Origin of the sequence: Alteromonas gracilis (assembly GCF_043642145.1) — a bacterium.
Classification (GTDB): Bacteria; Pseudomonadota; Gammaproteobacteria; order Enterobacterales; family Alteromonadaceae; genus Alteromonas; species Alteromonas gracilis_B.
In genome coordinates this window covers 245,507-271,401 of the sequence record NZ_JBHZRZ010000002.1, presented here as the reverse complement: position 1 = coordinate 271,401, position 25,895 = coordinate 245,507, and the positions used below count along the sequence as shown (strand labels likewise).

General features: G+C 43.1%; 23 protein-coding genes. 9 read left to right on the top strand and 14 right to left on the bottom strand.

Features of this window, described 5'->3' with window-relative positions; genetic code table 11:
- The first annotated feature begins 97 nt into the window (after positions 1 to 97).
- Complete coding sequence (locus ACHUFN_RS05305) at positions 98 to 1,159, top strand: L-dopachrome tautomerase-related protein (RefSeq protein ID WP_394221264.1); 1,062 nt, start codon at positions 98 to 100, stop codon at positions 1,157 to 1,159.
- Between the two features lie 24 nt (positions 1,160 to 1,183).
- Here the strand turns inward: ACHUFN_RS05305 and ACHUFN_RS05300 are convergent, their stop codons facing one another.
- Positions 1,184 to 2,851, bottom strand: coding sequence for an acyl-CoA dehydrogenase family protein (locus tag ACHUFN_RS05300; protein ID WP_394221263.1), 1,668 nt, complete (start codon positions 2,849 to 2,851; stop codon positions 1,184 to 1,186).
- A 282-nt stretch (positions 2,852 to 3,133) separates the two neighbouring features.
- Between ACHUFN_RS05300 and ACHUFN_RS05295 the strand changes: the two genes are divergently transcribed.
- From ACHUFN_RS05295 to ACHUFN_RS05280, 4 genes are all read left to right on the top strand, one after another.
- Positions 3,134 to 3,934, top strand: coding sequence for a PaaX family transcriptional regulator (locus ACHUFN_RS05295; protein ID WP_394221262.1), 801 nt, complete (start codon positions 3,134 to 3,136; stop codon positions 3,932 to 3,934).
- A 135-nt stretch (positions 3,935 to 4,069) separates the two neighbouring features.
- Positions 4,070 to 5,182: a hypothetical protein gene (locus ACHUFN_RS05290; protein WP_394221261.1), complete on the top strand. Its 1,113-nt coding sequence runs from the start codon at positions 4,070 to 4,072 to the stop codon at positions 5,180 to 5,182.
- 419 nt (positions 5,183 to 5,601) lie between these two features.
- The gene (locus ACHUFN_RS05285) at positions 5,602 to 6,975 is read left to right on the top strand and encodes an MFS transporter (RefSeq protein ID WP_394221260.1); all 1,374 of its coding nucleotides are present in this window, start codon (positions 5,602 to 5,604) and stop codon (positions 6,973 to 6,975) included.
- 13 nt (positions 6,976 to 6,988) lie between these two features.
- Positions 6,989 to 8,677 (top strand): glycoside hydrolase family 13 protein, encoded by a 1,689-nt coding sequence (locus ACHUFN_RS05280; protein WP_394221259.1) that lies wholly within the window; start codon positions 6,989 to 6,991, stop codon positions 8,675 to 8,677.
- Positions 8,678 to 8,758: 81 nt separating this feature from the next.
- On the opposite strand, the gene ACHUFN_RS05275 is transcribed toward ACHUFN_RS05280, so the two are convergent.
- The 4 genes from ACHUFN_RS05275 to ACHUFN_RS05260 all read right to left on the bottom strand — a co-directional run bounded on the left by ACHUFN_RS05275 (position 8,759) and on the right by ACHUFN_RS05260 (position 12,233).
- Entirely contained in the window at positions 8,759 to 9,487 is a 729-nt protein-coding gene (locus ACHUFN_RS05275) for a hypothetical protein (RefSeq protein WP_394221258.1), read from the bottom strand.
- 244 nt (positions 9,488 to 9,731) lie between these two features.
- Positions 9,732 to 10,475 carry a LytR/AlgR family response regulator transcription factor gene (locus tag ACHUFN_RS05270; RefSeq protein WP_394221257.1) on the bottom strand — a complete coding sequence of 248 codons (744 nt, stop codon included), beginning with the start codon at positions 10,473 to 10,475 and terminating at the stop codon, positions 9,732 to 9,734.
- Between the two features lie 5 nt (positions 10,476 to 10,480).
- Positions 10,481 to 11,395, bottom strand: a complete 915-nt coding sequence (locus ACHUFN_RS05265; protein ID WP_394221256.1) for a sensor histidine kinase — start codon at positions 11,393 to 11,395, stop codon at positions 10,481 to 10,483.
- Between the two features lie 100 nt (positions 11,396 to 11,495).
- Positions 11,496 to 12,233, bottom strand: a complete 738-nt coding sequence (locus tag ACHUFN_RS05260; RefSeq protein ID WP_394221255.1) for a hypothetical protein — start codon at positions 12,231 to 12,233, stop codon at positions 11,496 to 11,498.
- Between the two features lie 532 nt (positions 12,234 to 12,765).
- Here ACHUFN_RS05260 and ACHUFN_RS05255 point away from each other — a divergent pair.
- On the top strand, positions 12,766 to 13,233 hold the full coding sequence (locus ACHUFN_RS05255) for a DUF3718 domain-containing protein (RefSeq protein WP_394221254.1): 468 nt from the start codon (positions 12,766 to 12,768) through the stop codon (positions 13,231 to 13,233).
- Positions 13,234 to 13,422: 189 nt separating this feature from the next.
- Here ACHUFN_RS05255 and ACHUFN_RS05250 read toward each other — a convergent pair whose 3' ends face one another.
- Together ACHUFN_RS05250 and ACHUFN_RS05245 are read right to left on the bottom strand one after the other, a co-directional pair.
- Positions 13,423 to 14,769, bottom strand: a complete 1,347-nt coding sequence (locus ACHUFN_RS05250) for a M24 family metallopeptidase (RefSeq protein ID WP_394221253.1) — start codon at positions 14,767 to 14,769, stop codon at positions 13,423 to 13,425.
- A 161-nt stretch (positions 14,770 to 14,930) separates the two neighbouring features.
- Positions 14,931 to 15,311 (bottom strand): VOC family protein, encoded by a 381-nt coding sequence (locus ACHUFN_RS05245; RefSeq protein ID WP_394221252.1) that lies wholly within the window; start codon positions 15,309 to 15,311, stop codon positions 14,931 to 14,933.
- A 103-nt stretch (positions 15,312 to 15,414) separates the two neighbouring features.
- Here ACHUFN_RS05245 and soxR point away from each other — a divergent pair, with 103 nt between their 5' ends.
- On the top strand, positions 15,415 to 15,891 hold the full coding sequence (gene soxR / locus ACHUFN_RS05240; protein WP_394221251.1) for a redox-sensitive transcriptional activator SoxR: 477 nt from the start codon (positions 15,415 to 15,417) through the stop codon (positions 15,889 to 15,891).
- A gap of 6 nt (positions 15,892 to 15,897) precedes the next feature.
- Complete coding sequence (rlmF, locus tag ACHUFN_RS05235; protein ID WP_394221250.1) at positions 15,898 to 16,794, top strand: 23S rRNA (adenine(1618)-N(6))-methyltransferase RlmF; 897 nt, start codon at positions 15,898 to 15,900, stop codon at positions 16,792 to 16,794.
- An 82-nt stretch (positions 16,795 to 16,876) separates the two neighbouring features.
- Here rlmF and ACHUFN_RS05230 read toward each other — a convergent pair whose 3' ends face one another.
- The 5 genes from ACHUFN_RS05230 to ACHUFN_RS05210 all read right to left on the bottom strand — a co-directional run bounded on the left by ACHUFN_RS05230 (position 16,877) and on the right by ACHUFN_RS05210 (position 23,696).
- Positions 16,877 to 17,605 carry a TorF family putative porin gene (locus tag ACHUFN_RS05230; protein ID WP_394221249.1) on the bottom strand — a complete coding sequence of 243 codons (729 nt, stop codon included), beginning with the start codon at positions 17,603 to 17,605 and terminating at the stop codon, positions 16,877 to 16,879.
- A gap of 152 nt (positions 17,606 to 17,757) precedes the next feature.
- Positions 17,758 to 18,975, bottom strand: coding sequence for a BCCT family transporter (locus ACHUFN_RS05225; RefSeq protein WP_394221248.1), 1,218 nt, complete (start codon positions 18,973 to 18,975; stop codon positions 17,758 to 17,760).
- A gap of 166 nt (positions 18,976 to 19,141) precedes the next feature.
- Positions 19,142 to 20,794 carry a choline dehydrogenase gene (gene betA, locus ACHUFN_RS05220; protein ID WP_394221247.1) on the bottom strand — a complete coding sequence of 551 codons (1,653 nt, stop codon included), beginning with the start codon at positions 20,792 to 20,794 and terminating at the stop codon, positions 19,142 to 19,144.
- A gap of 21 nt (positions 20,795 to 20,815) precedes the next feature.
- Positions 20,816 to 22,282, bottom strand: coding sequence for a betaine-aldehyde dehydrogenase (betB, locus tag ACHUFN_RS05215; RefSeq protein ID WP_394221246.1), 1,467 nt, complete (start codon positions 22,280 to 22,282; stop codon positions 20,816 to 20,818).
- A gap of 544 nt (positions 22,283 to 22,826) precedes the next feature.
- Positions 22,827 to 23,696, bottom strand: coding sequence for an META domain-containing protein (locus tag ACHUFN_RS05210; protein WP_394221245.1), 870 nt, complete (start codon positions 23,694 to 23,696; stop codon positions 22,827 to 22,829).
- Between the two features lie 213 nt (positions 23,697 to 23,909).
- On the opposite strand from ACHUFN_RS05210, the gene ACHUFN_RS05205 reads away from it, so the two are divergent.
- Entirely contained in the window at positions 23,910 to 24,431 is a 522-nt protein-coding gene (locus ACHUFN_RS05205) for an Mpo1 family 2-hydroxy fatty acid dioxygenase (RefSeq protein ID WP_394221244.1), read from the top strand.
- A gap of 109 nt (positions 24,432 to 24,540) precedes the next feature.
- Here the strand turns inward: ACHUFN_RS05205 and ACHUFN_RS05200 are convergent, their stop codons facing one another.
- Positions 24,541 to 25,197, bottom strand: coding sequence for a crotonase/enoyl-CoA hydratase family protein (locus tag ACHUFN_RS05200; RefSeq protein ID WP_394221243.1), 657 nt, complete (start codon positions 25,195 to 25,197; stop codon positions 24,541 to 24,543).
- Between the two features lie 308 nt (positions 25,198 to 25,505).
- Complete coding sequence (locus ACHUFN_RS05195; protein ID WP_394221242.1) at positions 25,506 to 25,847, bottom strand: hypothetical protein; 342 nt, start codon at positions 25,845 to 25,847, stop codon at positions 25,506 to 25,508.
- Between the last annotated feature and the right edge of the window lie 48 nt (positions 25,848 to 25,895).

Genomic DNA, 25,895 nt, shown 5'->3' with positions numbered 1-25,895 from the left:
AACTAAAGTAGATAAGCGTTTTGCAGGTATCTAGTCGAAGGGCATCGACCGCCTCTAGAATTACAAAACGCAGCTGCATTTTCACAGGGCAAAAATTATGAACACCAAATTAGTAGAGAAAAGTTTTTTAGCAACAGCTATTACTGCGCTTTTCTGTGTTAGCGCGACAGCACAAAGTGCATCTACTGCACAGGTAGAATTGGTGGGCGAAATAAAGGGAACGCAAATTACTGGGGTGACAGTAAGCGAACAGGGCCGTGTATTTGTAAATGCGCCCATCTGGCGCGAGGGCGTTCAATTTTCTGTAGCTCAAATTGGTGAAAACGGGGAGTTTACTCCTTACCCTAACAAGCAAACGAATGAGTGTGTCGCTCAAAGCGAAGTACGAAAAGACTGTTTTTTAGCGGTGCAATCAGTAGTTGCGCACGAAGGTAAACTGTATGTGCTTGATACACGTAACCCGAAGTTTCAAGGTGTTGTTGATGCGCCGCGCTTATTTGTTGTCGATTTAGCAACAAATGAAATCGAGGGCACGTTAATACTTAGTGACAATGCTTATCACCCAGACTCCTACATAAACGATTTACGTATAGACGAAAAAACAAAACGTATATACATGACAGATTCGGCGCATGCTGGCCTTGTGGTTTATAACCTTGATGACAACTCAAGCTACCGAATTCTGAATGATCATGTGACGACAAAAGCTGAAGTGGAGTCTCTCAGCATTCAAGGTAAACCATTCACAATGGTCGTTCAGTCAGACGGCATTGCGTTAGATACGCTAAACGATACCCTTTATTTTCATGCGTTGTCAGGCTATTCACTGTATGCCATTAATACCTCAGACATTAAAAAAGCATCAAATGATGCACTGGCAACTAAAGTGCGTAAAGTTGCAACAACCGGGGCACCCGATGGCATGATTTACCATGTAGGCAATGTGTATTTGGCAGACCTAGAAAAACAGGAAGTGCAGTATCTAACGCCGAGTCTCGATTTACGCACGCTTGTAAAAGGCGACGTAGTGAGTTGGGCTGATACCTTGAGTATTCATGACAACATGCTTTACTACACCAATAGCAAAATACAGGAAGCGGGCAGCGATGTAAGCAATATGACGTTTGAAGTTTACAAAACAGCCCTTCCAGAGAATTAACTTACTTTCTTTTACAGGCAACAACTAAAAACCAGAGGAAACCTGCCCGAATGCAATTATTTTTGTAAAAGGTGTTGTGTCGGGTAAGGTGCCCAGCGTAAAGCCGTAAGTACTACCAAGCCTTGTTTCACAGAAGATGTGGGCAATATCGTTAAGCGTATCTTCGCCGGCAAGTAGGGTGCATGCCTGAAGCGCCAGTGCCACCTGCTCGGTTAAATAGCGGCTGCGCGTTTCCAAATTTTGCGTATTGGAAAGGGCGTCGAGCAATTTACCAAGGTGTAAATCATAGCTTTTGTTTTTGCCAGCCTGCGTTTTAAGTTCGTTAAACAGCGCTTCTTTTACGTTTGGCTCTTTAGCTAGTGCGCGCAATACATCTAAACATTGCACGTTTCCGCTACCTTCCCATATAGAGTTTAACGGCGCTTGACGGTAATAACGAGGCATAGGGTTTTCTTCAACGTAACCAATACCACCTAAACATTCCTGTGCTTCATTCACAAACGTTGGCGTGCGTTTACACACCCAGTACTTCCCAATGGCCGTTGCAATGCGAGCCAGTGCAGCTTCGTGCTTATCTTTGTTTGCATTGTCAACAGCTTTGGCAACGCGCATAGTCAGCGCTGTGGCGGCTGTGCATTCAATGGTGAGGTCTGCCAACACATTTTGCATTAAAGGTTGATTTACTAAGGTTTTATCAAAGGCGTCGCGATGACTCACGTGGTGAAGTGCATGCACTAATGACTGTCGCATAAGTGCCGAAGATCCAATCATGCAGTCTAGTCGGGTAAGCGATACCATATCGATGATCACAGGCACACCGCGCCCCTCTTCACCAAGCAAATATGCTGTAGCCTCTTGAAACTCCACTTCAGATGAGGCGTTACTCCAATCGCCTAATTTGTCTTTTAGGCGCTGAATACGTACGTTATTAAGCTGGCCATTTTCAAGTAACCTTGGCAATAAAAAGCAGCTTAAACCGCCTTCAGCTTGCGCCAGAATAAGGTGGGCGTCGCACATAGGTGCAGAGAAAAAGAACTTGTGACCCACAATGCTGTAACTGCCATCTGGCTGTTTCGTTGCCGTAGTGGTGTTGCGCCTAACATCCGAACCGCCTTGCTTTTCTGTCATGCCCATTCCAATGGTAAGCCCAGCTTTTTGTTCACTAGGCAAAGCGCGAGGGTCATATTCACCGTGTATGGTTTTATCAAGGTAGTAGGTTGGAAGGTGACTGCCGTAGCGCATGGCAGGTATTGCTGCGTGAGTCATGGTGAGTGGGCAAGACGTACCAGACTCTGCTTGATAATGCATATACATAAGTGCCGCTCGAACGGTGTGCGAACCTTCAATCCCCTCGTTTTGCCACGAATAATTGTGCACGTTGTGCTGCATCGCGCTTTTCATAAGCGCGTGATAGCTAGGGTGAAACTCTACGTTATCAATACGACGACCGTAGCGATCGAATGTATGAAGCGTAGGCTTGTTTTTATTGGCAAGCTCTCCGTGAGTCATAAGCGCGTCGCCAGCTAAAGCTCCATACTTAATTAATAACGTTTCGTCATGTTGGTGGTTCTGGGGCAAATGCTGATTAACTAACGTGCGAAGAAGTGCGTCATCACACCACAGATTGTAAGCAGCAGGAATTGTGGGCTGATTTTCCACAACGTGTGTAACAAAGCGATTAGATGATGTCATGACGTTCCCCATTGGTTAAAAGCATGAGTAAGATGAATTACATTAAACATTACATTAAATATTGTAAATAGATAGTTTATGTAATGTTTGTGCTAAAAGAGCGTTTGTATGATGATGGAATTTGTTTTGTCGGTGTGGCCGGTGCAGTGTTTTAACCAAGCTATGTAAGACAGTCGTTCTAGAAAATGCATGCCGTATTCACTGTTTCTTATAATAAAGTATTGGAATACAAGACGATTAAATGGTTATCGCCCGAGAGGGCACTAAAGAAGTAAGGTTAGTTTGCAACAAGTGAAAGAAGAAAAGCCCGTAGCGAGAAAGTTGCTGCTTAAATTGCTTGGGTCCCGTGAGAATATTCAAATGAATGCCAGTGCTGCCGTTCGCGTGGGAGCATTGTTCGGGATATCTGAAAACAATATTCGAGTTACGCTAACTCGGTTGCAGTCTATGCAGTTGATAACGCCCGTTGAACGCGGCTTTTATCAGTTGGGTAGCAGCGGTGTGCGCTTTGCTAAAGAAATTCATCAGTGGCGAGATGATGAGACGCACCTTGTATCTTGGCACCACAATTGGGTAGTTGCGCAAACCAACCTGTTGCCTAAAAGCGATAAAAAGCAGCAAAGAACAAACGAGCGGGCGCTTAAATTGATGGGCATGAAGAAGCTAGCGTGCGACATTTACGTTAGACCCAACAACCTCTCAGGGGGGGCAAGCGAGGTAAGAGGCAAGCTTTATACCCTTGGTCTGTCAAATAAAGTGATGGTTTTTAATGCCAGCGATTTCGATAAAAAGTCGCAAAATAAAGCAATGGGGTTGTGGAGCCACTTAAATTTAGAATCACTGTATAAAGAGGGTTGCAAAGAAATTGAACAGTCTTTGGCCAGATTACCGTCGCTTACCCTTGAAGAAGCGACTAAAGAGTCTTACGTGATAGGAGACAGGGCATTATACCACTTGGTGTTCGACCCTTTATTGCCATCGCCTCTTGTGAATGTTCAGATGCGTGAGCGCTATCGAGAGCTGGTGAAGCACTACGACGACGTAGGGGCAGAAATATGGCATCGCTTTTTGAATCAATCTTAAAGAAGTAACGGTTGATTATACGTGTAACGACTTTGCTTTAACTTGCTAGAGAGACTACAAGGCGCTGCGAAAAAAACCGCGACGCATACAGGCTCAACTGAATTTGAGATGGAAGTAGCCAAAATGGAAGTAAAAATGACCGTATCAAGACCTTTATTTAAACATATTCGCAATCACGCTGCGCTTTTCAGCGAGCTTTCTCAATATAGGAACACGGCAGTAGATTCACTGGGTTACTCGGGTTATGAATTCCATAAAACACCTAAGTTTGTTACAGAAGACGGAAGCAGGTTAACCATAGAACCGGAGCGCAGTATTGTACTGCCGAAAGTAAACACGTTATCAGGCTTAAAGAGTAAACTTACCCAGGCAATTTCTACCTTGCACATGGTTGAGCATAGTGAAATTGGGTATCGCTATCCAACAGCAGCATTAGCGGGCTTAGATGCGCCCTTTATAAAGCGCATGCGTTCAGAGTACTTTCACATGGTTGATGAAGACAGAAGTATTTGTCGACCAGTTAACTTGTCGTATGGCATTAAAAGCCGAGGTAAAGCTGACAATCGATTAGAGTATGAAGTATGGATGCCTGATGAAGCGCCAGATCAAAACCCGCTGCCGCTACTTATTGATGCCTATGGCGAAGACCTTCCTGACGATGTAAGACACTTCGTAGAGCAACCTTCGCAGGTTCACGGTTGGATGGGAGTGAAGCGCGCGGCCTTTGAAGCGCTTTACACTAACAAACAGCACTGTGGCGACTTAATCATTTGCGTAGCAATGAGCGTGGATGCCTACAACATTGGCGCTAAACCCGATTTAGCGTACTCGCCAGAAGCTGAGAGCTCTATTGCAGTAAGCAACGCGGAATTCGAGTGGGAGATAGAGGGCTATTACGCGCCACGCGGGTGGGAGTTCAATCACGATGAGGTATGGGCTGCAATCAATCATACGCTAGAAGCCGTCAACCAGCCGCTAGATGATTTGTATGGAAACGAGATAATTCCTATCGCAGAGAGTAAAACAGAACGAATTTTGTCTACATTGCAGTCTCTTGGGGTTACACAAAAAGAAGTTGATGAACTAAACCTTCAACCGTGGGAATTTATGCTTACCGAAAGCGAACATAGGGTTAAAGCCCATGATCCCAGTCGTTCTGTTAACTTACTTGGTAGGCTTAATCGCCTTTTCTACCAGCCAGAGCAGCAGTTACCTTCGCTAAACTGGATACATGACTTAATTCTTTGATGATGCAAGGCCTACCGTTTCAGCACTACTTATGTAAATGTATTGAAGCGGTAAGCTAGCATTTTCGATTCACTCATTTCATCTAAAATATAAAGATAAAATATTCGTTAAGTGATACAAATTAGGGCTTAATTGTTTAAGTTTGCTTTGTCTTGTTAGGAAGCTTTATCGCTTTTTTAGCAAAATTGAAGTTTATTTTGCACACGATTCACCTTCATTTTTTCGCAAGTATCACTGTTATATTGCCGATTTGCTGCATTTTAACGTGTTTTTCCTCTTGTTTTTTACGAACTTCAATTGTTATTAAAAAGTAAAATCAAAACTGGCTTTTTTCTTCTTAAACATTTAAGGTTGGGTTTAACAATATGTTTACACTAACCTAAGGCGCTCACTGGGGCATCTTGAACAGAGTGCAGATTATGTCAGCAAATGAAACAAGCAAACCTTCCTTGTCTTTTTGGCAAATTTGGAACATGAGTTTCGGCTTTTTGGGTATTCAATATGGTTTTGGACTCCAGCAAGCTAACTTAAGCCCAATTTTTCGATACCACGGTGCCGATGAAGCAAGTCTTCCCGTGCTTTGGTTAGCAGGGCCGGTTACGGGCTTGCTTATTCAGCCGCTTATTGGTGCCATGAGCGACGGTACGTGGACGCGATTTGGCCGACGTAAACCGTACTTTTTGTTTGGTGCGCTAATCGCAAGTATCGCTGTTCTCTTTATGCCATACGCCCCGCATCTTTGGATGGTGGTAGGGCTGTTCTGGATCCTCGATGCTGGTATGAACACGGCAATGGAACCTTATCGCGCCTTGGTGGGTGACAAGCTGAACAAAAAGCAGCGAACCGTAGGTTATGCGGTTCAAACGTCTATGCTTGCTGGTGGGCAAATGCTGGCAGGTTTAATGCCGCTTATTATGTTGGCTGTAGGTGTATCTGCAGAGACCGATGGCCGCTCAATTCCCGATATTGTTAAGTATTCGTTTGTCATTGGGGTAGTTGCAATTCTAGTGTCAATGACATGGACTCACCTTACAACAAAGGAAGATCCACCCGAAGATTTAGAAGCGTTCAGAAAAGAGCACGAAGGTAAGAACCTGTTTTTTAGCGCCATAGGCGATGTATGGAAAGTGCTTTTCACCATGCCAGACGAAATTCGCAGACTGTGGTGGGTGAAGTTCTTCTCTTGGTATGGCATGCCATTGATGTGGCAATACTTGGCGCTTTCAATTGCCAGGCACAGTTACAATGCACCCACACCAGATTCACCAGGGTTTGCAGAAGGTACTGCGCAGGTTGGCTTGGCGTTTACCATTATGAACGTTACGACCGTTATCATGTCGTTCCTCATTCCTTCAATTACACGCAAAATTGGCAAGCGAAACACCTATTCATTGTTTTTATTTATTGGCGGTTGCGGCTTTGTTTCCATGCTAACTTCAGACTCTCTTAACTGGGTGCTAACAGCAATGTGCATGGTAGGCGTAGCGTGGGCGGGTATTATTACCATGCCGTTTGTTATTGCCTCAGATGTCGTAGAGCGCAAGCAAATGGGCATTTACATGGGCTTACTCAACGCGTTTATCTGTCTACCGCAAATCATCAGCATGCTTACAATAGGTTTTTACTACGATTCTATTTTAATGAGCGACCCCCGCAATGCGCTGGTACTGGCGGGCATTTGCTTAATTATTGCCGCATGCTTTGCACTGCGTTTGAAAGACAATCAGCATCAAATTGAAACAGGTGAAGTTTTAAAGTCGGAAGCCGAAGCTAGAACCATGACCGAGCGCTAAGGAGCATTTTAACGTGGCAAAACTAAATGACATTCAACGTGAGTGGTGGAAAGAAGCTATTGTGTATCAAATTTACCCTCGCAGTTTCCAAGACAGTAACGGCGACGGCGTAGGGGACTTACAGGGTATTATTCAGCGTTTAGACTACATCGAAAGTTTAGGTATCGACGTTGTTTGGCTTAATCCGGTATACAAATCACCGAATGACGATAATGGTTACGACATTTCAGACTATCGCAACATCATGGATGAGTTTGGCACTATGGACGACTTTGATGCGCTTTTAGAAGGCTTACATCAAAGAGGTATAAAGTTAGTCATGGATTTAGTTGTTAATCACTCAAGTGACGAACACGAGTGGTTTCAGCAAAGTCGTAGCTCGAGAGACAATCCGTACCGCGATTACTATCATTGGTGGCCCGCAGAAAAAGGAACACCGCCAAAGCGATGGAGCTATTTCGATAAGAAGGGCGATGCTTGGACTTATGACGCAAAGACAGATGCGTACTACCTGCATTACTTTGCTGAAAAGCAGCCTGATTTGAATTGGGAAAACCCGGCATTACGTCAGGAAGTGTACGACATGATGCACTACTGGTTTAAAAAAGGCATAGATGGCTTTCGCATGGACGTGATCACCTTTATCTCTAAACACGATGACTACCCGGAATTTCCAGAACGTTATCAAGGGCAGGCTATGATAGACATTTATGCTAAAGGCCCGCGCTTACACGAGTACTTGCAAGAAATGAATCGCGAAGTGCTTAGTCATTACGATATCATGACAGTTGCAGAAGGGCCTGGTACTAAAACCGACAATGTGCTTGCGCTGGTAGATGAACGTAGAAACGAGCTAAACATGAGCTACCACTTCGATCATCAGGGGATTGGTGTTGGCGACAGATATTTGCTTAATGACGATTTTCAAAACCTAGTAAAGTTTAAAAAAGTGATGTCGTCGTGGGACGCAGTGTTCGATCAACATGGTTGGAACACCGTGTATTTTGGCAACCATGACTTTCCTCGCATGGTTAGCCGCTGGGCTGACGATAGCCCTAGATGGCGAGCCACCGCATCCAAAATGCTTACCACATATTTATTGTCTATGCGCGGTACGCCGTATTACTACATGGGCGATGAAATTGGCATGAGTAATGTCAAGTTCGACAATATTGATGACTATCGCGACTTGATGACAATTAACTGGTATCACCTAACTAAAGCAGAGGGTGGGGATACCGACGCTTTACTTGAGTCACATAAGATGACGGGCAGAGACAACGCTCGCACTCCGTTTCAGTGGGATGAATCTGAGCACGGCGGATTTACGTCTGGGCAGCCTTGGATAAAAGTAAACCCCAATTATGTAGATGTGAATGCACAAGAACAAGAAGCACGGGCGGACTCCGAGCTAAATTACTTCCGTAAAATGGCAAAACTGCGTAAGCAGTCTTTAACACTAATTTATGGAAGCTATACCTTGTTGTTGCCACAGCATGAGTCTGTGTATGCCTATCGCAGAACGCTTGATGACGAAACGCTATTAGTGGTATTAAATTTCAGCGGCGAGAACCAAGCGGTGAATTTACCAGAGCTTGGGCAGATAGATACTGTGTTAATCAATAACTACGACGATTACGAACTAGAGAATGACACCTTATCACTAAAAGGCTATCAAGCAGTTATCTTCAAACTTAAATAAAAGTTTCAAAAAACGATTGGGTAATGGCCTGATTCATTGTGCGTGAAAGCAAAATGAATCGGGCCTTTTTTTGTTGTTACGTTACAGCTTTCTTCTTCTGACACGCATCAACAATAAGCCACCAAATGCAGCTAAGCTTAAAACAAAAGCGCTAGGCGCAGGCACCGGCGTAGTATCAACGAATACATTGATTGCTGTTGAACCTACAAAGTCATTATTCGCGTCAAACGCTTGTAGCTCCACATAAAACTGACCAGCTCCAATTGGCGCCCCTGTTAGAAAGCCCATATTTACTGAGTTTTGAGCAACGTTGAAATTTGATAGCTCAGCCTCAACATGGCTGCTTGCTGGAGTAAATAAAGCGGCTCCATTTCCCGTTCCATTATTACCTAAGTAATAACCAGTGCTAAGGGGACTAAGCGGGTCATACTGCTGAAGAGTTTGAGCCGAAGATGGATCATAGTCTACCAATAGTAAAAAGTTGTACGCACTTAAAGCAGTAGTTCCGTCAGCGGTGTCTGAATTAATTGACCAATCAAAATTCCAAAAAGAGCGATTCACAGGAATAGATGCTCCTGTAGAATCAAAAAGGTAGTTACCTGCACCGTCTTGAACTATACCTACACCAATCTCATCGTTCGGTGCGTAGCGTCTTTTTGCGCGCAATCCCAGTTCAAGATCGCCAAAGGTGTTAACAGTAAATCCTCGATTCGTATTCCCCGAACCGAAAATAATGTCTGGTGTAATAAGCGCAGCATTAGCAGTACCCGCAAACAGAAACGCGATTGAAAGCAGTAATTTCAATTTCATTAAATATTCTCCCCAGAGCGAAGTAGATAGGTTTTTTTATTCAAATCTTTTTGCGCGCTTATACATGCAAGCATAAGGCCTATTAAAATAACGTTTAAAAATTAGAGGGTTACTAATTTTTTAAATGCATTTGTTAACAAGGTGTAAAATTTGGTGACGGTTTAAATGGGTAGGGCTAAAAAGTGAAATGAATTCGACGAAACACGGCAATTCATCGGGTGCGTGAAATTCAATCTGCACTCTGCTAACCAGCTAGCCATTTTTTAAACTCGCTAGTGCGTGTTTTGCTAGTGATGAGAGGGTCATTGATGTGACTTAAGTTTACTGCTAGCGTTTCTTTGCCATAGTTTTCATATGAAGTAATAAAGTGAATATTTACAATATCGCTGCGATTAAGCCTAAAAAAGTGATCGGGGTTAAGCTCGGCCTCAAGTTTGCTCATCGAGTTACTCGATAACAGATGGTGATTACCCGCATTATCGTAAGCCGAAAGTATGCCCGATGCAGCGCGAATACACACAACATCTTCCACATTTAAAATGGTCACGGCATCGACGTGTTTCAGTAAAAAACGCGATTTATAGCGCTTTTTACTTTGATTTTGAATCAGCTGTTTGGTTTGATTTAAATTGGCTTTCAACGATTCATAGTTTGTCATTGCGCTTGTAAAACGCTTATAAGTAAAGGGTTTTAACAAGTATGCGATGCCCTGATTATCAAAAGCTTGGGTCCAAAATGCGTTATACGACGTGGTAAAAATAACAGGGCAAGGTAAATCGACTTCATCGAAGGCACTAAATACTTGACCATCTAGCAATTCGATGTCAGAAAAAATCAAATCAACAGTGGGTTCGGTTTGAAAAAACGCAATGACATCGGCAACTTTATCGCATATTTTTTCCACATTGGCATTGGCATCAAAGCGCGTGATGTAATTAACCAGTTTCTCTGCCGCCAGAGGCTCATCTTCAATAATGACAATATTCATGCAACTTAAACTCCAAGAGGCAATGTGAGTGCGAAATGGCCGTCGATTTTATTTACTAAAATTGATTGATTAAAAATGGCTTGGCACTGCGCATTTAAATGCATCAGACCAATTTTGGCCGATTGTACTTTAAACTCTTTCAGGCGAGTCTGGTTTATAATTACGATGCAATCACTTTGAATATCTATTGTGATCTCAAGCGGGTTATCAAAACTCGCGGTGTTATGTTTTACCACATTTTCAATAGCAAGTTGCAGTGCGCAAGGAATAATTTTTGATGCATTTACTCCCCCGTTTTGCTTTACATTGAGCGTGTAGGCACCATTGAAGCGTGCATTGAGAAGTGCCATGTAATGCTTAGCAAATGCCAGTTCATTTGTCAGAGGCACTAAGTTTTTTGACTTGTTTTCAAGAATATAACGATATATATCGCTGAACTGCGCTAAATATTCTTCTGCCTCATCAGGATCTTTTACTATTAAAGCAGACAACACATTTAAGTTATTAAACAAAAAATGCGGGTCAATATGCTGTTGCAGGGTTTTGACTTGGCTATCGAGCAAAGCTTTTTCTTTTTTTGCCAACACGAGTTGCTGCCTTTGTAATCGTGTTACCAACTCAAAGGCTAGCGAGTAAGCACCCACCAGTGCATGTAACAAAGCGCTCATTCCAAGTGTTGCAACCATGTGCATGCTATCGACTTGCTGAATGCCAATGGCAGTTTCAAGTGCCAAAACAAATGCAGTCATTAAGGTAATAAACAGTAGGTTACTGGCAAAAAACACCCTAGCAATGTGCGCCGTTATTGAGCTATTGCCTTGTTTTACAAAACGATAAACCTTTAGGGTTAGCCACTGGGCAATCACGCATTGTAAAAATATCCAAAAAGGCGCATCTAAATGAATGTTAAGACTTTGCATATTCGGCGCTGTTAATAGTGCTGCGTAGAGCACTATTAACAATGAAAAGACAAACAGAACCAGATAATTAATGGCCTTTGGCACGCGCTTATTCCTATTTTTATTGTTCGGCTGTTTCTGGAAGGCGCATGATAACCTTTCCATTGGCGTCTAAAAACTCTAGTTTGGCATCACCGTCTTTAGTCACTATTAATTGAATTCGTTTTTTACCATCTGCGTCATTTAATTGAAGACGAGAATCACCATTTAGCGTACCGTAAAACGCGCGGCGTGCACCGAGTAGTTTATTCTCGACTAAGTACTTTTCAATTTCATTCATAGTTTCTGTATCACCTGCTTTTTTTGCATCCATAAAGCGGTTAGTCATTTCAAAGTCCATCGCGGTGTCTGGTCTATCCATCACAGTCAGGCCGGTTATCATGTAGTCATCCATTTCGATGTGTTGCATCATTAAGGTTTGGTCTTGGTTGTAGCGATCAAATGACATGTGTAATCCATGATTAACTTTGTCATTCACCTTTTCGCCGCGAAACACAAAGCCACCGTTTTCTGTCCCTTCGTCGTTATAGAAGATCATACCCGGGCGCGGTGTATTGTGTTTGAACACTTCCTTACCCTGCTTTATGGCGCCTGGCGATTTATCTGAATTAGCTAGTACCATACGGTTGTAACCATTTTTCTCTACAATGTTTAAGCGTTCGACACTAATTTCTTCAAACTCAGCAACCGTTGGCTTGGCAAGGCCAACATAGCCCGCTAATGAAACGAGGCCGATGCAAAGTGCAGCGTTAATGCGTTTTTGTACGGTAAGTTGCTTTTCTATGTTGTTGTTATTCATTTTTTTCTCTTTGCTAGTCGTTGCGAGCTGATAGGGCCAAGACTAACCACAAAAACATCGCGCCTTAATGCAAAAACAATAAGTGGGGGAAAACGAGAATTAACAGGGGGAAAAAATCAAATAAATGATTTTACGTAAAAGCTGAATATGAGCTGCTTTACAAAGTGAACCGCCAGCATAGTTCCAATGGTCAGGCATCCCATAGAGTATGAAGAATGTTTTGATTAATGAGCTCTGGTGTATGTTTGTTTATTAGCTGCCTGAGTTAATTATTGCTGATCTTGCAGACAGAAAAGTTTTGTTGTTCGCAAAAACACGCTGCGCGCCTGTAACCAAAACGACTTATATGTAAAATTTTATATTAAACTTGTTATTATTTGTAAATAACTTTCAGTTTTGTCGTAATCTGTCTGTTTATTTCGCTATTTCTGTAATTAAATTACGAAAAAGACTTTATTTTTTGAAAGTTTTGTTCATAATGTACACATCGCTTAGGTGATATCTAATTTAGTTACAAAATAGGAATTCAAAAATGAAACTGTCAACTTTCGCTATTGCTCTTACATTCTCTGTTGCTGCAACTCAGTCTTTCGCAAAAGACGTTGTACTTAAGCCAATTAACAACAACGTTGAAACGCAAGCGTGTTTAACTGCTGCTGAAGAAGGTTTTGGGCCAGCCTTGCGCCTAATTCGCGCAAATGGTTTTAACGTAGAAGAATTTAGTGCATCAGTACGTTGTAACGGCGAATCTCTTCGCAACTTCGCTTACATGTACAAAAACAACAAAGCGACTGAAAACGCAAAAACAGTAGCACTTGTTGCAAAGAACCAAGATGTAGCTTCGCAAGCGTGTTTAGAAGCGCTAACTGTTGGAAAAGATGCCGCACTAGCGAAGTTTGGTTTAGAAGGTGAAAACATTATCTGTAACCACAAATCAATGTCTGATTTCGTACGTGAATACAGTGCAGAAAACGTGGTAGTTCGCACCGCTGCTGAATAAGCCAACGTTTTAGGGTAGCAACCTACTGCTAATATTTTGTACAGTTTCATGGCCTTTCGCTTAAAAAGGCGAAAGGCCTGATACTTTACCTGAAACAGTTAATGCATTGTTGGCGTTAACTACCGCATACACCAACCCCGTTTAAACCTCACATGCTTCTCAAAAAGCATGAAAAGTGCTAGAAAATACCTAATTCTGATTTGTTTGTGAGTGAATCAAATGAAATTCAGTTTGTCTTCCGTCTAAATACGTCACCGACTCTCCATCGAAAAATGCATCTTCTTCAAGCATAATTCTTATTTCTTTGTTCCATTCATCAATGTAGCTGGCTGCATTTAACTCTATGGAATAGGCCGTTTCTGCATACATGGGGTAATCGCCTTTAATAGGTACGCCTTCTTGAGCGTCCCACATGCCAATAGTTGGGCCTGCACCGTGACCGTGAAAACCAAGTGGATGAGTATAAATGGCCGGTGTAATTTCTTGCGCAATGGCTTGCTTACGCGACATACTCAAAATAGTGTTGCCCGTTCTTCCCGTTTTAAAATTGCTGGTAAGAATGTCTTGCAATTGATTACCTGCTTTTAGTGCAGCTTTAAGCGATGCAGGAGCATCTTTCTCTCCGGGCTTTAATACATAAGCGTGTTGCTGCTGGTCGGTGTTTAGGCGCAAATAAGTAATGCCAAAATCCACATGAATTAAATCGCCCGGGCGAATAATGTTCTCTCCAGGGCGTTTGCTAAATGCCGTAACTTGGTCAAATACTTCACTGTCTTCGCGCTGTATCGATACTGTTGGGTGAAACCAATTAGTTAGCCCAAGTGCGCGGGTTTGATCGCGTAGCCACCACACCACATCGTCGGTTGTGGTCACGTTAGGTGTAATCACTTCGTTAGAAAATGCCGTTGCAATAAGCGAATGACCAATTTGAGCCAGAATAGGGTAGTACTGCATTTCTAGCTCGCTGCGGGTTTCTAACCATCCGATTGAAAGCATTTCTCCGCTAACCACGCGGCGCTTAAAATCATCAGACAAAATAGACATAAATTTTTCGTACTCGGTAGACGTCATTCCGTCAGCAAGCGCGAAAGTGTCAGAGGTGTTAATGGCTATTTTCGATGGGTTTCGCGATTCAATGATTTGTTTTAACGCTTCCCATTGATTGGGCTGTGCTTCTTTATCCCACGCCTTTTTAAACAATGAACCCACCGCGTAGCGGGCAACCGCCAATTTCTCTAATGGTTTACCACTTCCTGGGTTGTAAATTACCAGCATGGTGTGTCGCCTCGCTGAAAGCCAAGTAGAAGGCAACATAGTTTTTAAAACGGGATCTTCGTTGTACTCTCGCGACATCAATACCCACATATCAATGTTTTCGCGCTTCATAATTTGTGGGAGTACAGTGTCGAAACGTTCAATGGTGATGTTATCTATCAGCTCACTGCGTTGCTTCATGCTAAGAATGTCATTAGCCAATGTGTTTGTTGATAGCACCAAAATCACAAAGCCAGTAATTACTAATAATGCCTTTTTCATCCATGTTTCCTGTCTATTATTAAAATAAGCGCCTTTGCAAGTTAAGGTATCGAAAGCAAATTTACTCAAACGTGGCTTATCGTTCTTAACTTGCAGCAAGGCGACAATTTTAATCTAGCATTATTTTTATTCATTCAGCTAGGTCTATTCGTTTTGTGCATTTAGGCATAGCTAACAACTTCTATTTCAATATTTTGCTGTGCCATGAAATAAAAACGTCTGCCTGGTTCGTAGTCGCCATGGCTGTAGGTATTGAAATTCAGTGAAAGCACGCGCTGTTCAATATCGTCTAAATCTGGAACCACAATGCCAATGTGATTAATGTTGGCAAGGGTTTTATAATCGCTGGCTATGTCGTTAATTGATTTTGGTCTGTATAGCGCTAGGTAGTCTCTATCATTTCCCACATGCACGCTGTAGCCGTCGTTTTTCGCGCCACCGCTCCATCTCACTTTCCAGCCAAAAAGCGTGCACAGCAAATTTGCCAATTCATCAGGGTTTTCAACAGTAATGTTTGTATGTTCTAAGTATGCGCTGGTCATGTGTTTTTTCCTTTTGTAGATAACCGACGAAAAACAGCTTAGTATCTAAAGCTAACTTTAGATCAAGCACTTTTTTCATTATCAAAATTAGGAAGGGATAGGCATGGCGCCAGAACCCATGGTAAGCATTGGTTTTATTGCGAAACGCACGGGGAATGCTGTTTCACTTATTCGTTATTATGCAAACGAAGGGCTTATTCCGTCGGTGCGAACTAATGGCGGAAACCGAGCATTTCCGCGCTCGGTTATTCGAAGAGTGTCATTTATTCTGATTGCTCAAAACATGGGGTACTCCCTAGCACAAATAAAAAACTTGTTGTCTTCGCTACCCGATAACAGAACGCCAACTCAGGCAGATTGGGCAAAGCTAAGCACTGAGTTCAATCAGCATATTGAAGCTAAAATTGCTGCGCTAACTAGCCTTAAAACATCGCTAGAAGGGTGTATTGGTTGCGGATGTTTGTCTTTAGAGCGCTGTAGGCTATACAATACCGACGATAAAGTGGCGGCCCAAGGTAGCGGTGCCCAATTGCTCGATGAAAACGTGCAATCTCAGTTTTTAGTTTCTCACAAAAAGTAGTGCGTTATGCATCCTAGAAATCTCCATAAGAACGGCTATCCAATGGATGCGCTGTGTCAGTCTTTCCCGGCACTTAAGCCGTTTGTGGTGCGCGCAAAAAGCGGTAACGCCAGCATAGATTTTACTAACCCCAATGCGGTTAAAATGCTAAATACTGCGCTGCTGCTTCATTACTATCAGCTTCAATATTGGGATATTCCAGACGGGTATTTGTGCCCGCCTGTTCCAGGAAGAGCTGACTATATTCACGGTATTGCAGACTTGCTTAAGCTGTCTGAAAGAAGTGATGAGACCATTCGGGGGTTAGATGTTGGCGTAGGAGCGAATGCGATTTACCCCATTATAGGCGCAACCACTTACAACTGGACATTTGTTGGAAGTGATGTCGACGATAAGTCGATTAAAAACGCCAAGGCAATAGCAAGTAAAAACAGAGCGCTAGCAAATAAGTTTAGCGTACGTAAGCAAGCAGATAGCACATGCATTTTTAACGGCGTGATTAAAAGTGATGGACGTTTTACATTTACCATGTGTAACCCTCCTTTTCATAAATCTGCAAGTGAGGCACTAGCAGGAACGCGTCGTAAAACCTCAAATCTAGCGCGTAATAAACAAAAGCGTGGTAGTGGTAATCAAGCACCCGTTAAAAACGCAAACTTAAACTTTGCGGGCCAAGCCAATGAACTGTGGTGTGAAGGCGGTGAACTAGCTTTCATTCAACGCATGATAAAAGAAAGCGTTGATGTGAAAGATAACGTTGAGTGGTTTACCTGCTTAGTTTCTAAAAGTGCCCATTTAAAGCCAATTAAAACCAGCATCAATTATTATCAGGCAGCGCAGTGTAAAGTTGTTGAAATGGGGCAGGGCAGTAAAGTGAGTCGCTTCGTGGCTTGGAAGTTTTAAAAAAACGTGCTCATTCCCCAAAGGCAAAGAGCACGTTTATGGTTTACATCGCTAACGTTTGAGCAAGCTGTGTAGGCTTTTACTAAAAGCTGAACGTTTTAGTTACGCCAAAAACAATGCGCTCGTCTGCGGTATCCCTATCTAAGTTGGTGTTTTCTGCCGCAACTTCGAAATCGAACCCGGCATAACTTGTTAGGTATGCTAAGCGGTAGTGATAAAACGAGGTTTTATCTTCACGCCAAATCCACGTTTCGCTATCAAATGAGTTTGATAAGTCAAAGCTAGCACGCAAGTTATGATTTGGGGCCAGTTCAAAGGTATGAGCTATCATTGCTACAGCGTGTCTTGACCCTGTGCCAAAGTAGTCCCAGGCATACCAAAAGTTAAGCTCTGAGTTACCGTAATCGCTAGCATAGCCGAATTTTGTGTACACTTCTGGGTAGTTGTAATCGCTTGAGAAATCATCTCCGTGATACGAGTAATAGGCAATACCGTAATCAATGCTTATTGCTTCGGTTAGCATTTGATAACGGCCTACATAAACATCCCATTCCAGATTGGTTTCATCACCTGCACCAAAATCTACGTTAGACGCCCACGTTCCAACATAAGTACCGTTTTTAAATGCTTTATCAACACCGCCTTGAATCGCTGGGTCGTTTTGCGTAAGGCTTAATCCGTTAAAGGTGTAATCTGATACCGCTGAAATGTTTGCACTCCAGTCAGCATATGATGCACAAGAGTACAGCGCTGCAACAAAGGCGGCTGCAAAAATGCGAGTTGTAGTAACAAAAGAATGTGGTTTGTTCATTATTAATACCTGTTGTTTTTGTTCCTTTATTGCCCCGAAGTCTCTGTTAAACCTAGTTGTGAAATTCCGTTTGAGCAATAATTAACCTCGTTGGCCCATTGCTGAGCCAATTTAGAGCAATTTTTGAGAAAGTTAGGTTCGACGTTCGTTGACTAGTTGAGGTTTTCTATTTTCGTAAAGTCGATTTTGTTTTCTTTCGGCGAGGTTTTGATAGCCGTTACTGACTTAAACTTCTGACTTAAAATGAAAGCAAAGCAGCTAAAGAAGATAGCGATAACCAATGCGCCAACCCATTGAATTTGTAAGAAATCAAGCTTAAACAATAGCGTGAGCAAAGAAAGCGCAACAATGTTTAGGGCAATATAATTTCCTTTGCCAATACGCTCTACCGTCATGTTTAGATTGTCGGTATAAAGTCTTATTAGTGAATCAAGCGAATTGATTACAAACACTATTCCCACGCACACCATCGCGAAGTTCGTGATTCCTTCAGTGGGAATACCCGCACTATGATAGTGATAAAGTACTGAAAACCATGCGGCAATTGGAATTGATGGAATGATCATCATTGCCATAAGTACTTGATAGGTTTTTAAGCCGCCCACAAAACGCGAAGTAAACTGGCCAATCATGATGCTCCAGCTAAACCACCAGAATAAATAGAATTCGTGATACTCGTTAATAGGAAGCACAAAATGATCGATGTTGGCAAAATAACCGCCGATAAGGCCTAAGTTTGAGAAATAGGCTGTCATTTTGCTTTCGCCAAATATAAAGGCTCCAGCCCACATACCAACAATAAGCGCCAAAAACACCCACGTAGTCGTTATGCTTAGAATGCGCACATATTTAATGCTTGTACTTGAGTAAACCGCAAAGGCTATGGCAGCAAAAACAATGAGGTAAAATGCTGGAACCACCGATTCTCCGTCGCCAACAGTGGGTAAATACCAAGGCAAATTCGACAGCAATAAGAACGCCGTGAACGCACAAGTGCCGATAATTACCACGTTGTTTACGAATTTTACCAGCGGTAGCTCAAAAAACTTAACCTTGGGTTCGATTACACAGAAATAAAAACAAGTAAGAAAATAGAACCCCCAAATTAAGAAACCCCAAAATCCAAATTCAATGGCAAGTGGATTGGTGAATGCATATTCAGGACTTGCGCTTATGTCAGCATAACCCGCAAATTCAGTAAGTGGGAACATGATTAAGCCCACGTCTAAACCCGAGGTGAAAAGAATAGCAATAAAGGTAAAGGTTCTAACTGGCGTGACACCTACCACTTTCATGTTGCCCCATTTAAGTAAAATGTAGGCCACGGAAAGTAAGGTGAAAATAATGCCCGCACTAAGCCAAACTGTCATTATCACCCTCCCAATATTGATAAAAATGTAGCATGTTTTTTCCTTTTTCTAGTTATAAATGTGTCCACCCCATTACACGTTTAGGCATAAAGCTAGCCATGTGTAAGCACTGTGGACGGCGCGCTGCTAAATAACACAGCGCAGCTGGTGCATATCTTCTATGTAGCTAGCGCTGCTCGGTTTGCCAATTCGGATGAATGGCTACTGGCACATCTTGCGACGGCAAAGCAGGTTTACCCAAAATCATATCTGCGGCCTTCTCAGCCACCATAATGGTTGGTGCATTCAAGTTTCCGTTCGGAATAGTAGGGAATATTGATGAGTCCACTACACGCAGCCCTTCAATGCCATGAACGTTGGTCTGAGAGTCAACCACTGCCATTTGGTCTTCACCCATTTTGCACGAGCATGATGGATGGTAAGCACTCTCTACCGCTTCACGTACAAAGGCGTCAATCTCTTCATCTGTTTGAATGTGCTCGCCAGGCTGAATCTCGCCGCCTCTGAATTCGTCGAACGCCGACTGAGCAATGATTTCTCTTGTAAGCCTGACGCAAGCTCTGAAGCCTTCAATATCATCCTGATGCTGCAGGTAATTGAATAAAATCTTTGGCGGCACGGATGGATCGGCAGACTGGATAGTTACACTGCCTCTGCTTTTAGGCTTGTTGTGGCCTACGTGCACTTGGAATCCGTCGCCGTCAAATGCCGATTTACCGTCGTAACGGATTGCGGCAGGCAAGAAATGGTACTGGATATCAGGCCATTCAACGTCTGCTTTTGAGCGAATAAAGGCACAAGATTCAAAATGGTTGGTCGCGCCTAACCCAGAGCGGTTTAGCAACCAGCGAGCACCAATAAGGCCTTTTGATAAAAGACCTAGCTTTCTGTTTAGGGTAATAGGCTGTTTGCACTTGTACTGGAAGTAAAACTCCAAGTGGTCTTGCAAGTTCTGACCTACACCTGGCAGGTGATGCTTAACGTCTATGCCGGCCTTCTTCAGCATGTTTTTATCGCCAATGCCTGATAACTGAAGAATATGCGGCGAACCAATTGAGCCAGCACTTAAGATCACTTCATTGGTTGTTTGAGCGGTGTTTTCTTTACCGTTAACCACATACTCGACGCCTTTTGCTACCTTGCTTTCTAGCAAAACTTTTGTAACCAATGCACCAGTGACAATAGTAAGGTTTTTGCGCGATTTAACGGGGTCTAAGTATTCGCGGCTAGTTGAACTACGCACACCGTCTTTCACGGTCATATGCATGGGGCCGAAACCCTCTTGTTGCTTGCCGTTATAGTCTTGCGTAATGTCGTAACCGGCTTGTTCTCCCGCTTTAATAAAAGCCGTGTAAAGCGGGTTTTTCATTTCGTTGCCGTTGTTTACGCCAAGCTCACCATTACCACCTCGGTAGGCATCGTTACCTTTGTACCAGGTTTCCGACTTTTGAAAATAGGGTAGGCAGGCTTGATAATTCCAGCCTTCTGCGCCGTGGGCTTCCCATTCGTCGAAGTCTTTAGCGTGGCCGCGAACATACACCATGCCGTTAATTGACGACGAACCACCTAGCACCTTACCGCGTGGGCAATGCATTTCGCGATTGTTAAGATACGGCTCTTTTTCAGTGTGAAACTGCCACGCGTATTTGTCGGTATTCATTGGAATAGATAAGGCCGTTGGCATTTTAATAAAAATGCTTTTGTCTGAGCCACCGGTTTCAAGCAGTAGCACCTTGTGTTCTGGGTTTTCCGACAGGCGATTTGCCAGCACACAGCCAGCAGATCCTGCACCTACAATAATGTAATCAAATGTCTGCATATGTACTCCTTGATTGATGGCTTAAAACGGACTCTCAATTTGGCTCATACCCACGTACACCGACTTGGTGTGGGTGTAGCTATTGAGCGTTTCAACACCGTTTTCACGACCTATGCCTGACTGCTTGTAACCACCTACAGGCATTTCGGCTGGTGAGTTTCCATATGCATTAATCCAGCAGATACCTGCTTGTAGCTGGTGAATAACGCGGTGAGCGCGCTGAATGTCTTTACTGAATACACCCGCTGCAAGGCCTAATTCAGTGTCGTTTGCGCGAGTAATTACTTCATCTTCATCATCAAAAACCAATACGCTCATTACTGGGCCGAAAATTTCTTCTTTCACAATGGTCATGTTATCAAGGCAATCGGTGAAAATTGTCGGCTCAACAAAGAAGCCGTTAGGTGCCGATTCAGGTGATGCGGCATTACCACCTGTTAAAAGTGTTGCCCCCTCTTCTTTACCTTTGGCAATGTAGCCAAGCACTAATTCTTGATGCTTCTTAGAGATGAGGGCGCCTAAGTTCACGTTAGGGTCGAGCGGATCGCCCATAACAATATTGTTTTCAGTACGCGTTTTTAGCTCATCGATAAAGGCTTGGTACACAGAACGCTGAACATATACTCGTGTGCAGTTTGTGCAAATTTCGCCCTGCGTGTAGAAGTTTCCAAGCATAGCGGCGCTTACCGCTTGACTAATATCGGCGTCTTCGAAAACCACTAGCGGTGATTTTCCGCCAAGTTCCATAGTGACATCTTTTAAGTTTGATGCCGCTGCGCTTTGCATTACTTTTTTGCCCGTTCCGACTTCGCCGGTAAACGACACTTTTTCAATGTCTGGGCTGGTAGTAAGCCATTGGCCCACTTCGGCTGCGCCCTGAACTACATTGAAAACACCAGCTGGCACGCCAGCTTCAACAAAAATTTCAGCAAGCTTTAGCGCACCCATAGGGGTTTCTTCAGAAGGTTTGAAGATAAATGCATTACCCGCAGCAAGTGCAGGGCCTGATTTCCAGCAGGCTATTTGTAGTGGATAGTTCCAAGCACCAATACCCGCACACACGCCAAGCGCTTCTTTGCGCGTATAGAAGAAGTCGCCGCCCACGGGTTGTTGTGTGCCTAACTGTGTAGGGGCAAGGCCAGCGTAATATTCAATAACATCAGCACCCGTTTCAATATCAACGCAATAGGCTTCTTGAATGGGCTTACCTGTATCTAGTACTTCGTATTTCGCTAGCTCGTCATTACGCTCACGAAGCAATGCCACAGCCTTATTCAAAATACGCGTTCGCTCTATTGGCATCATTGCTGACCAAGCGGCAAAACCTTCTTTGGCGCTTTTTATTGCTTCTTGTTGAATGAACTCATCAGCCACTTCTACGTGGTAAATTGCTTCACCGGTTGCTGGGTTGGTTACTGCAAAGGTTTCTTTGCTTTTGTTCGCCATTGGCTTGCCGTGAATGAAATTCTGATAAGTTGGTAATGACATGCATAAACTCCTACTTTAATTTGTGCTGAAATCGCTCGCCAATGTGTAGGTATCGCGAGTTAATTAAAAGTACGTGCAACTTAATACGTACCAATGGTTTCAAAACGATGAATAGTGTTGAAACTATTTTTCTCACTGACCTGTGAAACAATTCGAGTTAAATGCTTCACGCCACACTTAAATCATCCTCTTACACCTTGCAAAATATGCCAAAATACAGTGATGCGGGCGCTGAAATAGCGGCCTATCTTTGGATGATTTTATTTTGATTGGTCGTTCAATAAAAATAAATTGTATAGTGTTCTAATTATTGTTTCAACGTTGAGGCGGCGCTGAAAAGCGTGGAAAAGATAGATTTGTAAGTGGATTTGTTGTCTAAGTTTCTGATTTTAATGTGCAATAATTGAAATATTAAATAAGTTAAGAAATGGTTAATTTTGGCGTTGTTGCAGTATTATTCGCCTGTTAATGTGTAGAAAATGTTTAGTTGAAACTAATTGCTTGGGAAGGTTTGAATTAAGGCGCTCGAAAGAGCGCTTTTAGATTATGAAGTAAGGCTACACTGATAAAACCCAGAATTTATTGACAGGGTGGCCTCATCGCCTTTGTTCCAAAAAACTACCCCTTTGTTATTAGTGTATTTAGCGCCCGACGCCGAACGTGATAGCTGCACAATGTGATGCACATTATTCAGCGAAAGCGCTAGGGTGTTTGAACTTAATGTGTTCACCGTCATTAACGCAATGTTAGCCGTGGGCGTGCGACATTCGTATTTCTTAGCGCTGGGTTGAATGACGTTATTAGTCATAGTTTGTGTATCAGTTGAGTTATCGTTTGACACATCGCGCCTGGGGCTTGGCTTTTCGACGCTTTCGTTTTCAGTTTTTGCTGACGTGCTTTGCAAGGATTGCGTGACTACTGCTTTAATTCTTTCATTTTTGTCATCGTCGTAAACAACCAACCATGTGTTTTCAACAATTGCATAATGTGTCGCGTTAAGTAGCGCCTGCACAAACTTTTGTTCCTGCTTCATAAGTGCGGGAGCACACAGCTTTTTCGTAAGACTAATTCTATCGACCTTTAGCGAAAGTAACTGGCTTTTCTCATTTTCATCTTGCAAAGCGCCGCTAGTATTTAACGCACCTGTAAACTGATTGCACCCTGTGCTGCCGCTAATACGAACATTTTCACTCGTTGAATTAACACTGACAGAAACGTGGCTAAAATCGATGATGCCGCTTTGGTTAATGCTCTCAACCTGCCAGTGACTTGCTTTGAAATCTACTCGTTCAAGAGGCGTATTAGATTCATTGCTTGTAGAGGTGTTTGAAAAGCTCTGAGAAACTGAACTGCACGCAGAGAGAGAAAGTAGTGCTGTACCTGTTAACGCCCATAAGTACTTGCTGTAAGTCATGAAATCTCCATTATTTTTACATTATGAGCAATAAGAGTATTAACGGTTTACTAAGTTCATAGAAAAGTCACACGAGGCAAATGAGGCATGGAGTAGGGCAGGGCAAGAGGGAAGCAAAAGCAAGCTAACTTAGGTTTGTCGTCAAGGCGACAGTTTAAAAGTGTGAGTAGGGAGTAAACTGTTCAAACAATGAAGTTGATGGGTGAACGCCACATGAAAAATTTAGAGCAACATTTAAGCGAATACGCAAAATACCATCGAGATCAGCGAAACATTTATACCCATTACGTTGGTATTCCCCTTATTGTGTTTTCGGTGTTTTGCTTGTTAAGCAAACCATCCTTTTTAGTGAGTTTACCTGTGTTAGGAACTATTATGGCAAGCCCTGCTTTGCTTGTGTGGTTAGTAGGCAACGCATTCTATATTAAGCTAGATGTAAAACTTGGTGCGGTAATGGCATTAATCACAGGTTTAATGGTGTACTGGGCGCAGCCTATTGCACAGTATGGCGTAGGCCTGTGGCTTGCTATTTCGCTTGGCATTTTCGTTGGGGGGTGGGCCCTACAGTTTGTTGGCCATCACTACGAGGGTAAGAAACCCGCGTTTGTCGATGACATCATGGGCTTAGCCATTGGCCCGTTATTTGTTCTGGCAGAATTAAGCTTTGAGTTTGGTCTTCGCGATGCGCTTAAAGAAGAAGTTGAGCGCCGTGCAGGCCCTGTTAAGCCTAACTAACAAAAGCCAAACTAATAGCGAGTACTTTGGTTAAACAATAGCGCGAGTTGAGTAGCAGCTCGCGCCAAGGTTTGACAGTGTTAAATTGCAAAACTGCAAATACGCCGTGTTAGCCTTTCATCTTCTCTAAGGTTTCTTGGCGCAACTGCAGTTTAGATGCTGCGAATGCCTTGGTAGGCAGCATTTTCAGCTTTTCTGCATATCCCATGGCGGTAGCAAGTACTTGCTCTTGTGGCACTGCTGCATCAAGAAAACCAGCTTTTACCGCTTCTTTTCCTTGGTAAATTCGCGAAAACAGCAGTGCTTCGGTTAGGCTGGTATTGGCAAGTCTGGCTTTAGCTAGCTCCATACCAAAAGGTGGCAGCACCATTCCAATAGCCGTTTCGTTCAGTCCATATTTGGTGTCTGCATCTTTACCTATACGCAAATCTGCCGCCATTAACATAATAGCGCCTAGTGCAATACTGTGGCCTTCAGCCGCAACTATCACCGGAAGTGGAAAGCTATAAAGGCGCACTATTAATTCAGCCCCTTTCGAAACAAGTTCATGTTGCTTGGCTTTATCGTCAGCCTTCATTACTGATAAGTCGAAACCGCCACAAAACTTGCCTTCACCACCGTGAAGTACCACCGCTTTCGCATTCTTTTCGGCTTCATCAAGTGCATCGTTAAATTGCTGAATAAGCGTAAAGCCGACGGCGTTGACCTTTCCATCGTCGAAAGTGATTACTGCAATTTCATTATTAATAGCTAAATTAAACGCCATTGTGTGTCCTGTCATTTTTGTAGGGATAAATCTAAATCTACGTCACACTAGTTCAAGTGCAACTTACAAGCAGTGATTGTAGGTAATTGATATATTTTATGATAGTAGTTTTGGCGTCATCTTCGGGATACGTGCTCTGAATTTGGGCGCTTATTCGTGGAAGTTATGCAATAAGCTCTTTTTATACTTGCGTAGCGCTGTCGCATTGAACGCTCTTGACTGCGCGCGTTTATCTTTCATTATGCGCTCTAAATCCTGTGCTTGGTCAAATTAGGTTTGCATCGCTTGATGATGCGCGTTTCGCCATATTAAAGGTCCAGCCTAAGCTGCTTTTTCCGCCAGTGTTTAGAACGCTCGTTAAGCGTGTGTATTGATACGCTTTCACTTGCTATCTGCTTGGCTAGGCTCAGTGCGGCGCCAGCTTGTTCAGGGGTTAAATGCTTATAGGCGGGAGAGGGAATAAGGTCATACCAAGCGCATTTACAAATATTGTCTAAAATAACGCGCATAAAACAGTGATCGTGATGAATAGGCCACGCCTGCTTTTTTCCCTTTGCGATAGAAGGCAACACGGTTTTCGCGTAGTGTAAGAGTTCGTTAACGTTTTGCGAGTGATTATGTGGTTCACAAGAGGTTCGGTGGGTCGTCATCGCGATTATGGATCATCCCAAAACTATTCCTAACGATAGTGGGAAGTT

What these genes read in the sequence shown, in the direction of transcription:
- ACHUFN_RS05305 (WP_394221264.1), top strand. Translation starts at nt 98, where the DNA reads ATGAACACCAAATTAGTAGAGAAAAGTTTTTTAGCAACAGCTATTACT.
- ACHUFN_RS05300 (WP_394221263.1), bottom strand. Translation starts at nt 2,851, where the DNA reads ATGACATCATCTAATCGCTTTGTTACACACGTTGTGGAAAATCAGCCC.
- ACHUFN_RS05290 (WP_394221261.1), top strand. Translation starts at nt 4,070, where the DNA reads ATGACCGTATCAAGACCTTTATTTAAACATATTCGCAATCACGCTGCG.
- ACHUFN_RS05285 (WP_394221260.1), top strand. Translation starts at nt 5,602, where the DNA reads ATGTCAGCAAATGAAACAAGCAAACCTTCCTTGTCTTTTTGGCAAATT.
- ACHUFN_RS05275 (WP_394221258.1), bottom strand. Translation starts at nt 9,487, where the DNA reads ATGAAATTGAAATTACTGCTTTCAATCGCGTTTCTGTTTGCGGGTACT.
- ACHUFN_RS05270 (WP_394221257.1), bottom strand. Translation starts at nt 10,475, where the DNA reads ATGAATATTGTCATTATTGAAGATGAGCCTCTGGCGGCAGAGAAACTG.
- ACHUFN_RS05265 (WP_394221256.1), bottom strand. Translation starts at nt 11,395, where the DNA reads ATGCAAAGTCTTAACATTCATTTAGATGCGCCTTTTTGGATATTTTTA.
- ACHUFN_RS05260 (WP_394221255.1), bottom strand. Translation starts at nt 12,233, where the DNA reads ATGAATAACAACAACATAGAAAAGCAACTTACCGTACAAAAACGCATT.
- ACHUFN_RS05255 (WP_394221254.1), top strand. Translation starts at nt 12,766, where the DNA reads ATGAAACTGTCAACTTTCGCTATTGCTCTTACATTCTCTGTTGCTGCA.
- ACHUFN_RS05250 (WP_394221253.1), bottom strand. Translation starts at nt 14,769, where the DNA reads ATGAAAAAGGCATTATTAGTAATTACTGGCTTTGTGATTTTGGTGCTA.
- ACHUFN_RS05245 (WP_394221252.1), bottom strand. Translation starts at nt 15,311, where the DNA reads ATGACCAGCGCATACTTAGAACATACAAACATTACTGTTGAAAACCCT.
- soxR (WP_394221251.1), top strand. Translation starts at nt 15,415, where the DNA reads ATGGCGCCAGAACCCATGGTAAGCATTGGTTTTATTGCGAAACGCACG.
- rlmF (WP_394221250.1), top strand. Translation starts at nt 15,898, where the DNA reads ATGCATCCTAGAAATCTCCATAAGAACGGCTATCCAATGGATGCGCTG.
- ACHUFN_RS05230 (WP_394221249.1), bottom strand. Translation starts at nt 17,605, where the DNA reads ATGAACAAACCACATTCTTTTGTTACTACAACTCGCATTTTTGCAGCC.
- ACHUFN_RS05225 (WP_394221248.1), bottom strand. Translation starts at nt 18,975, where the DNA reads ATGACAGTTTGGCTTAGTGCGGGCATTATTTTCACCTTACTTTCCGTG.
- betA (WP_394221247.1), bottom strand. Translation starts at nt 20,794, where the DNA reads ATGCAGACATTTGATTACATTATTGTAGGTGCAGGATCTGCTGGCTGT.
- betB (WP_394221246.1), bottom strand. Translation starts at nt 22,282, where the DNA reads ATGTCATTACCAACTTATCAGAATTTCATTCACGGCAAGCCAATGGCG.
- ACHUFN_RS05210 (WP_394221245.1), bottom strand. Translation starts at nt 23,696, where the DNA reads ATGACTTACAGCAAGTACTTATGGGCGTTAACAGGTACAGCACTACTT.
- ACHUFN_RS05205 (WP_394221244.1), top strand. Translation starts at nt 23,910, where the DNA reads ATGAAAAATTTAGAGCAACATTTAAGCGAATACGCAAAATACCATCGA.
- ACHUFN_RS05200 (WP_394221243.1), bottom strand. Translation starts at nt 25,197, where the DNA reads ATGGCGTTTAATTTAGCTATTAATAATGAAATTGCAGTAATCACTTTC.
- ACHUFN_RS05195 (WP_394221242.1), bottom strand. Translation starts at nt 25,847, where the DNA reads ATGACGACCCACCGAACCTCTTGTGAACCACATAATCACTCGCAAAAC.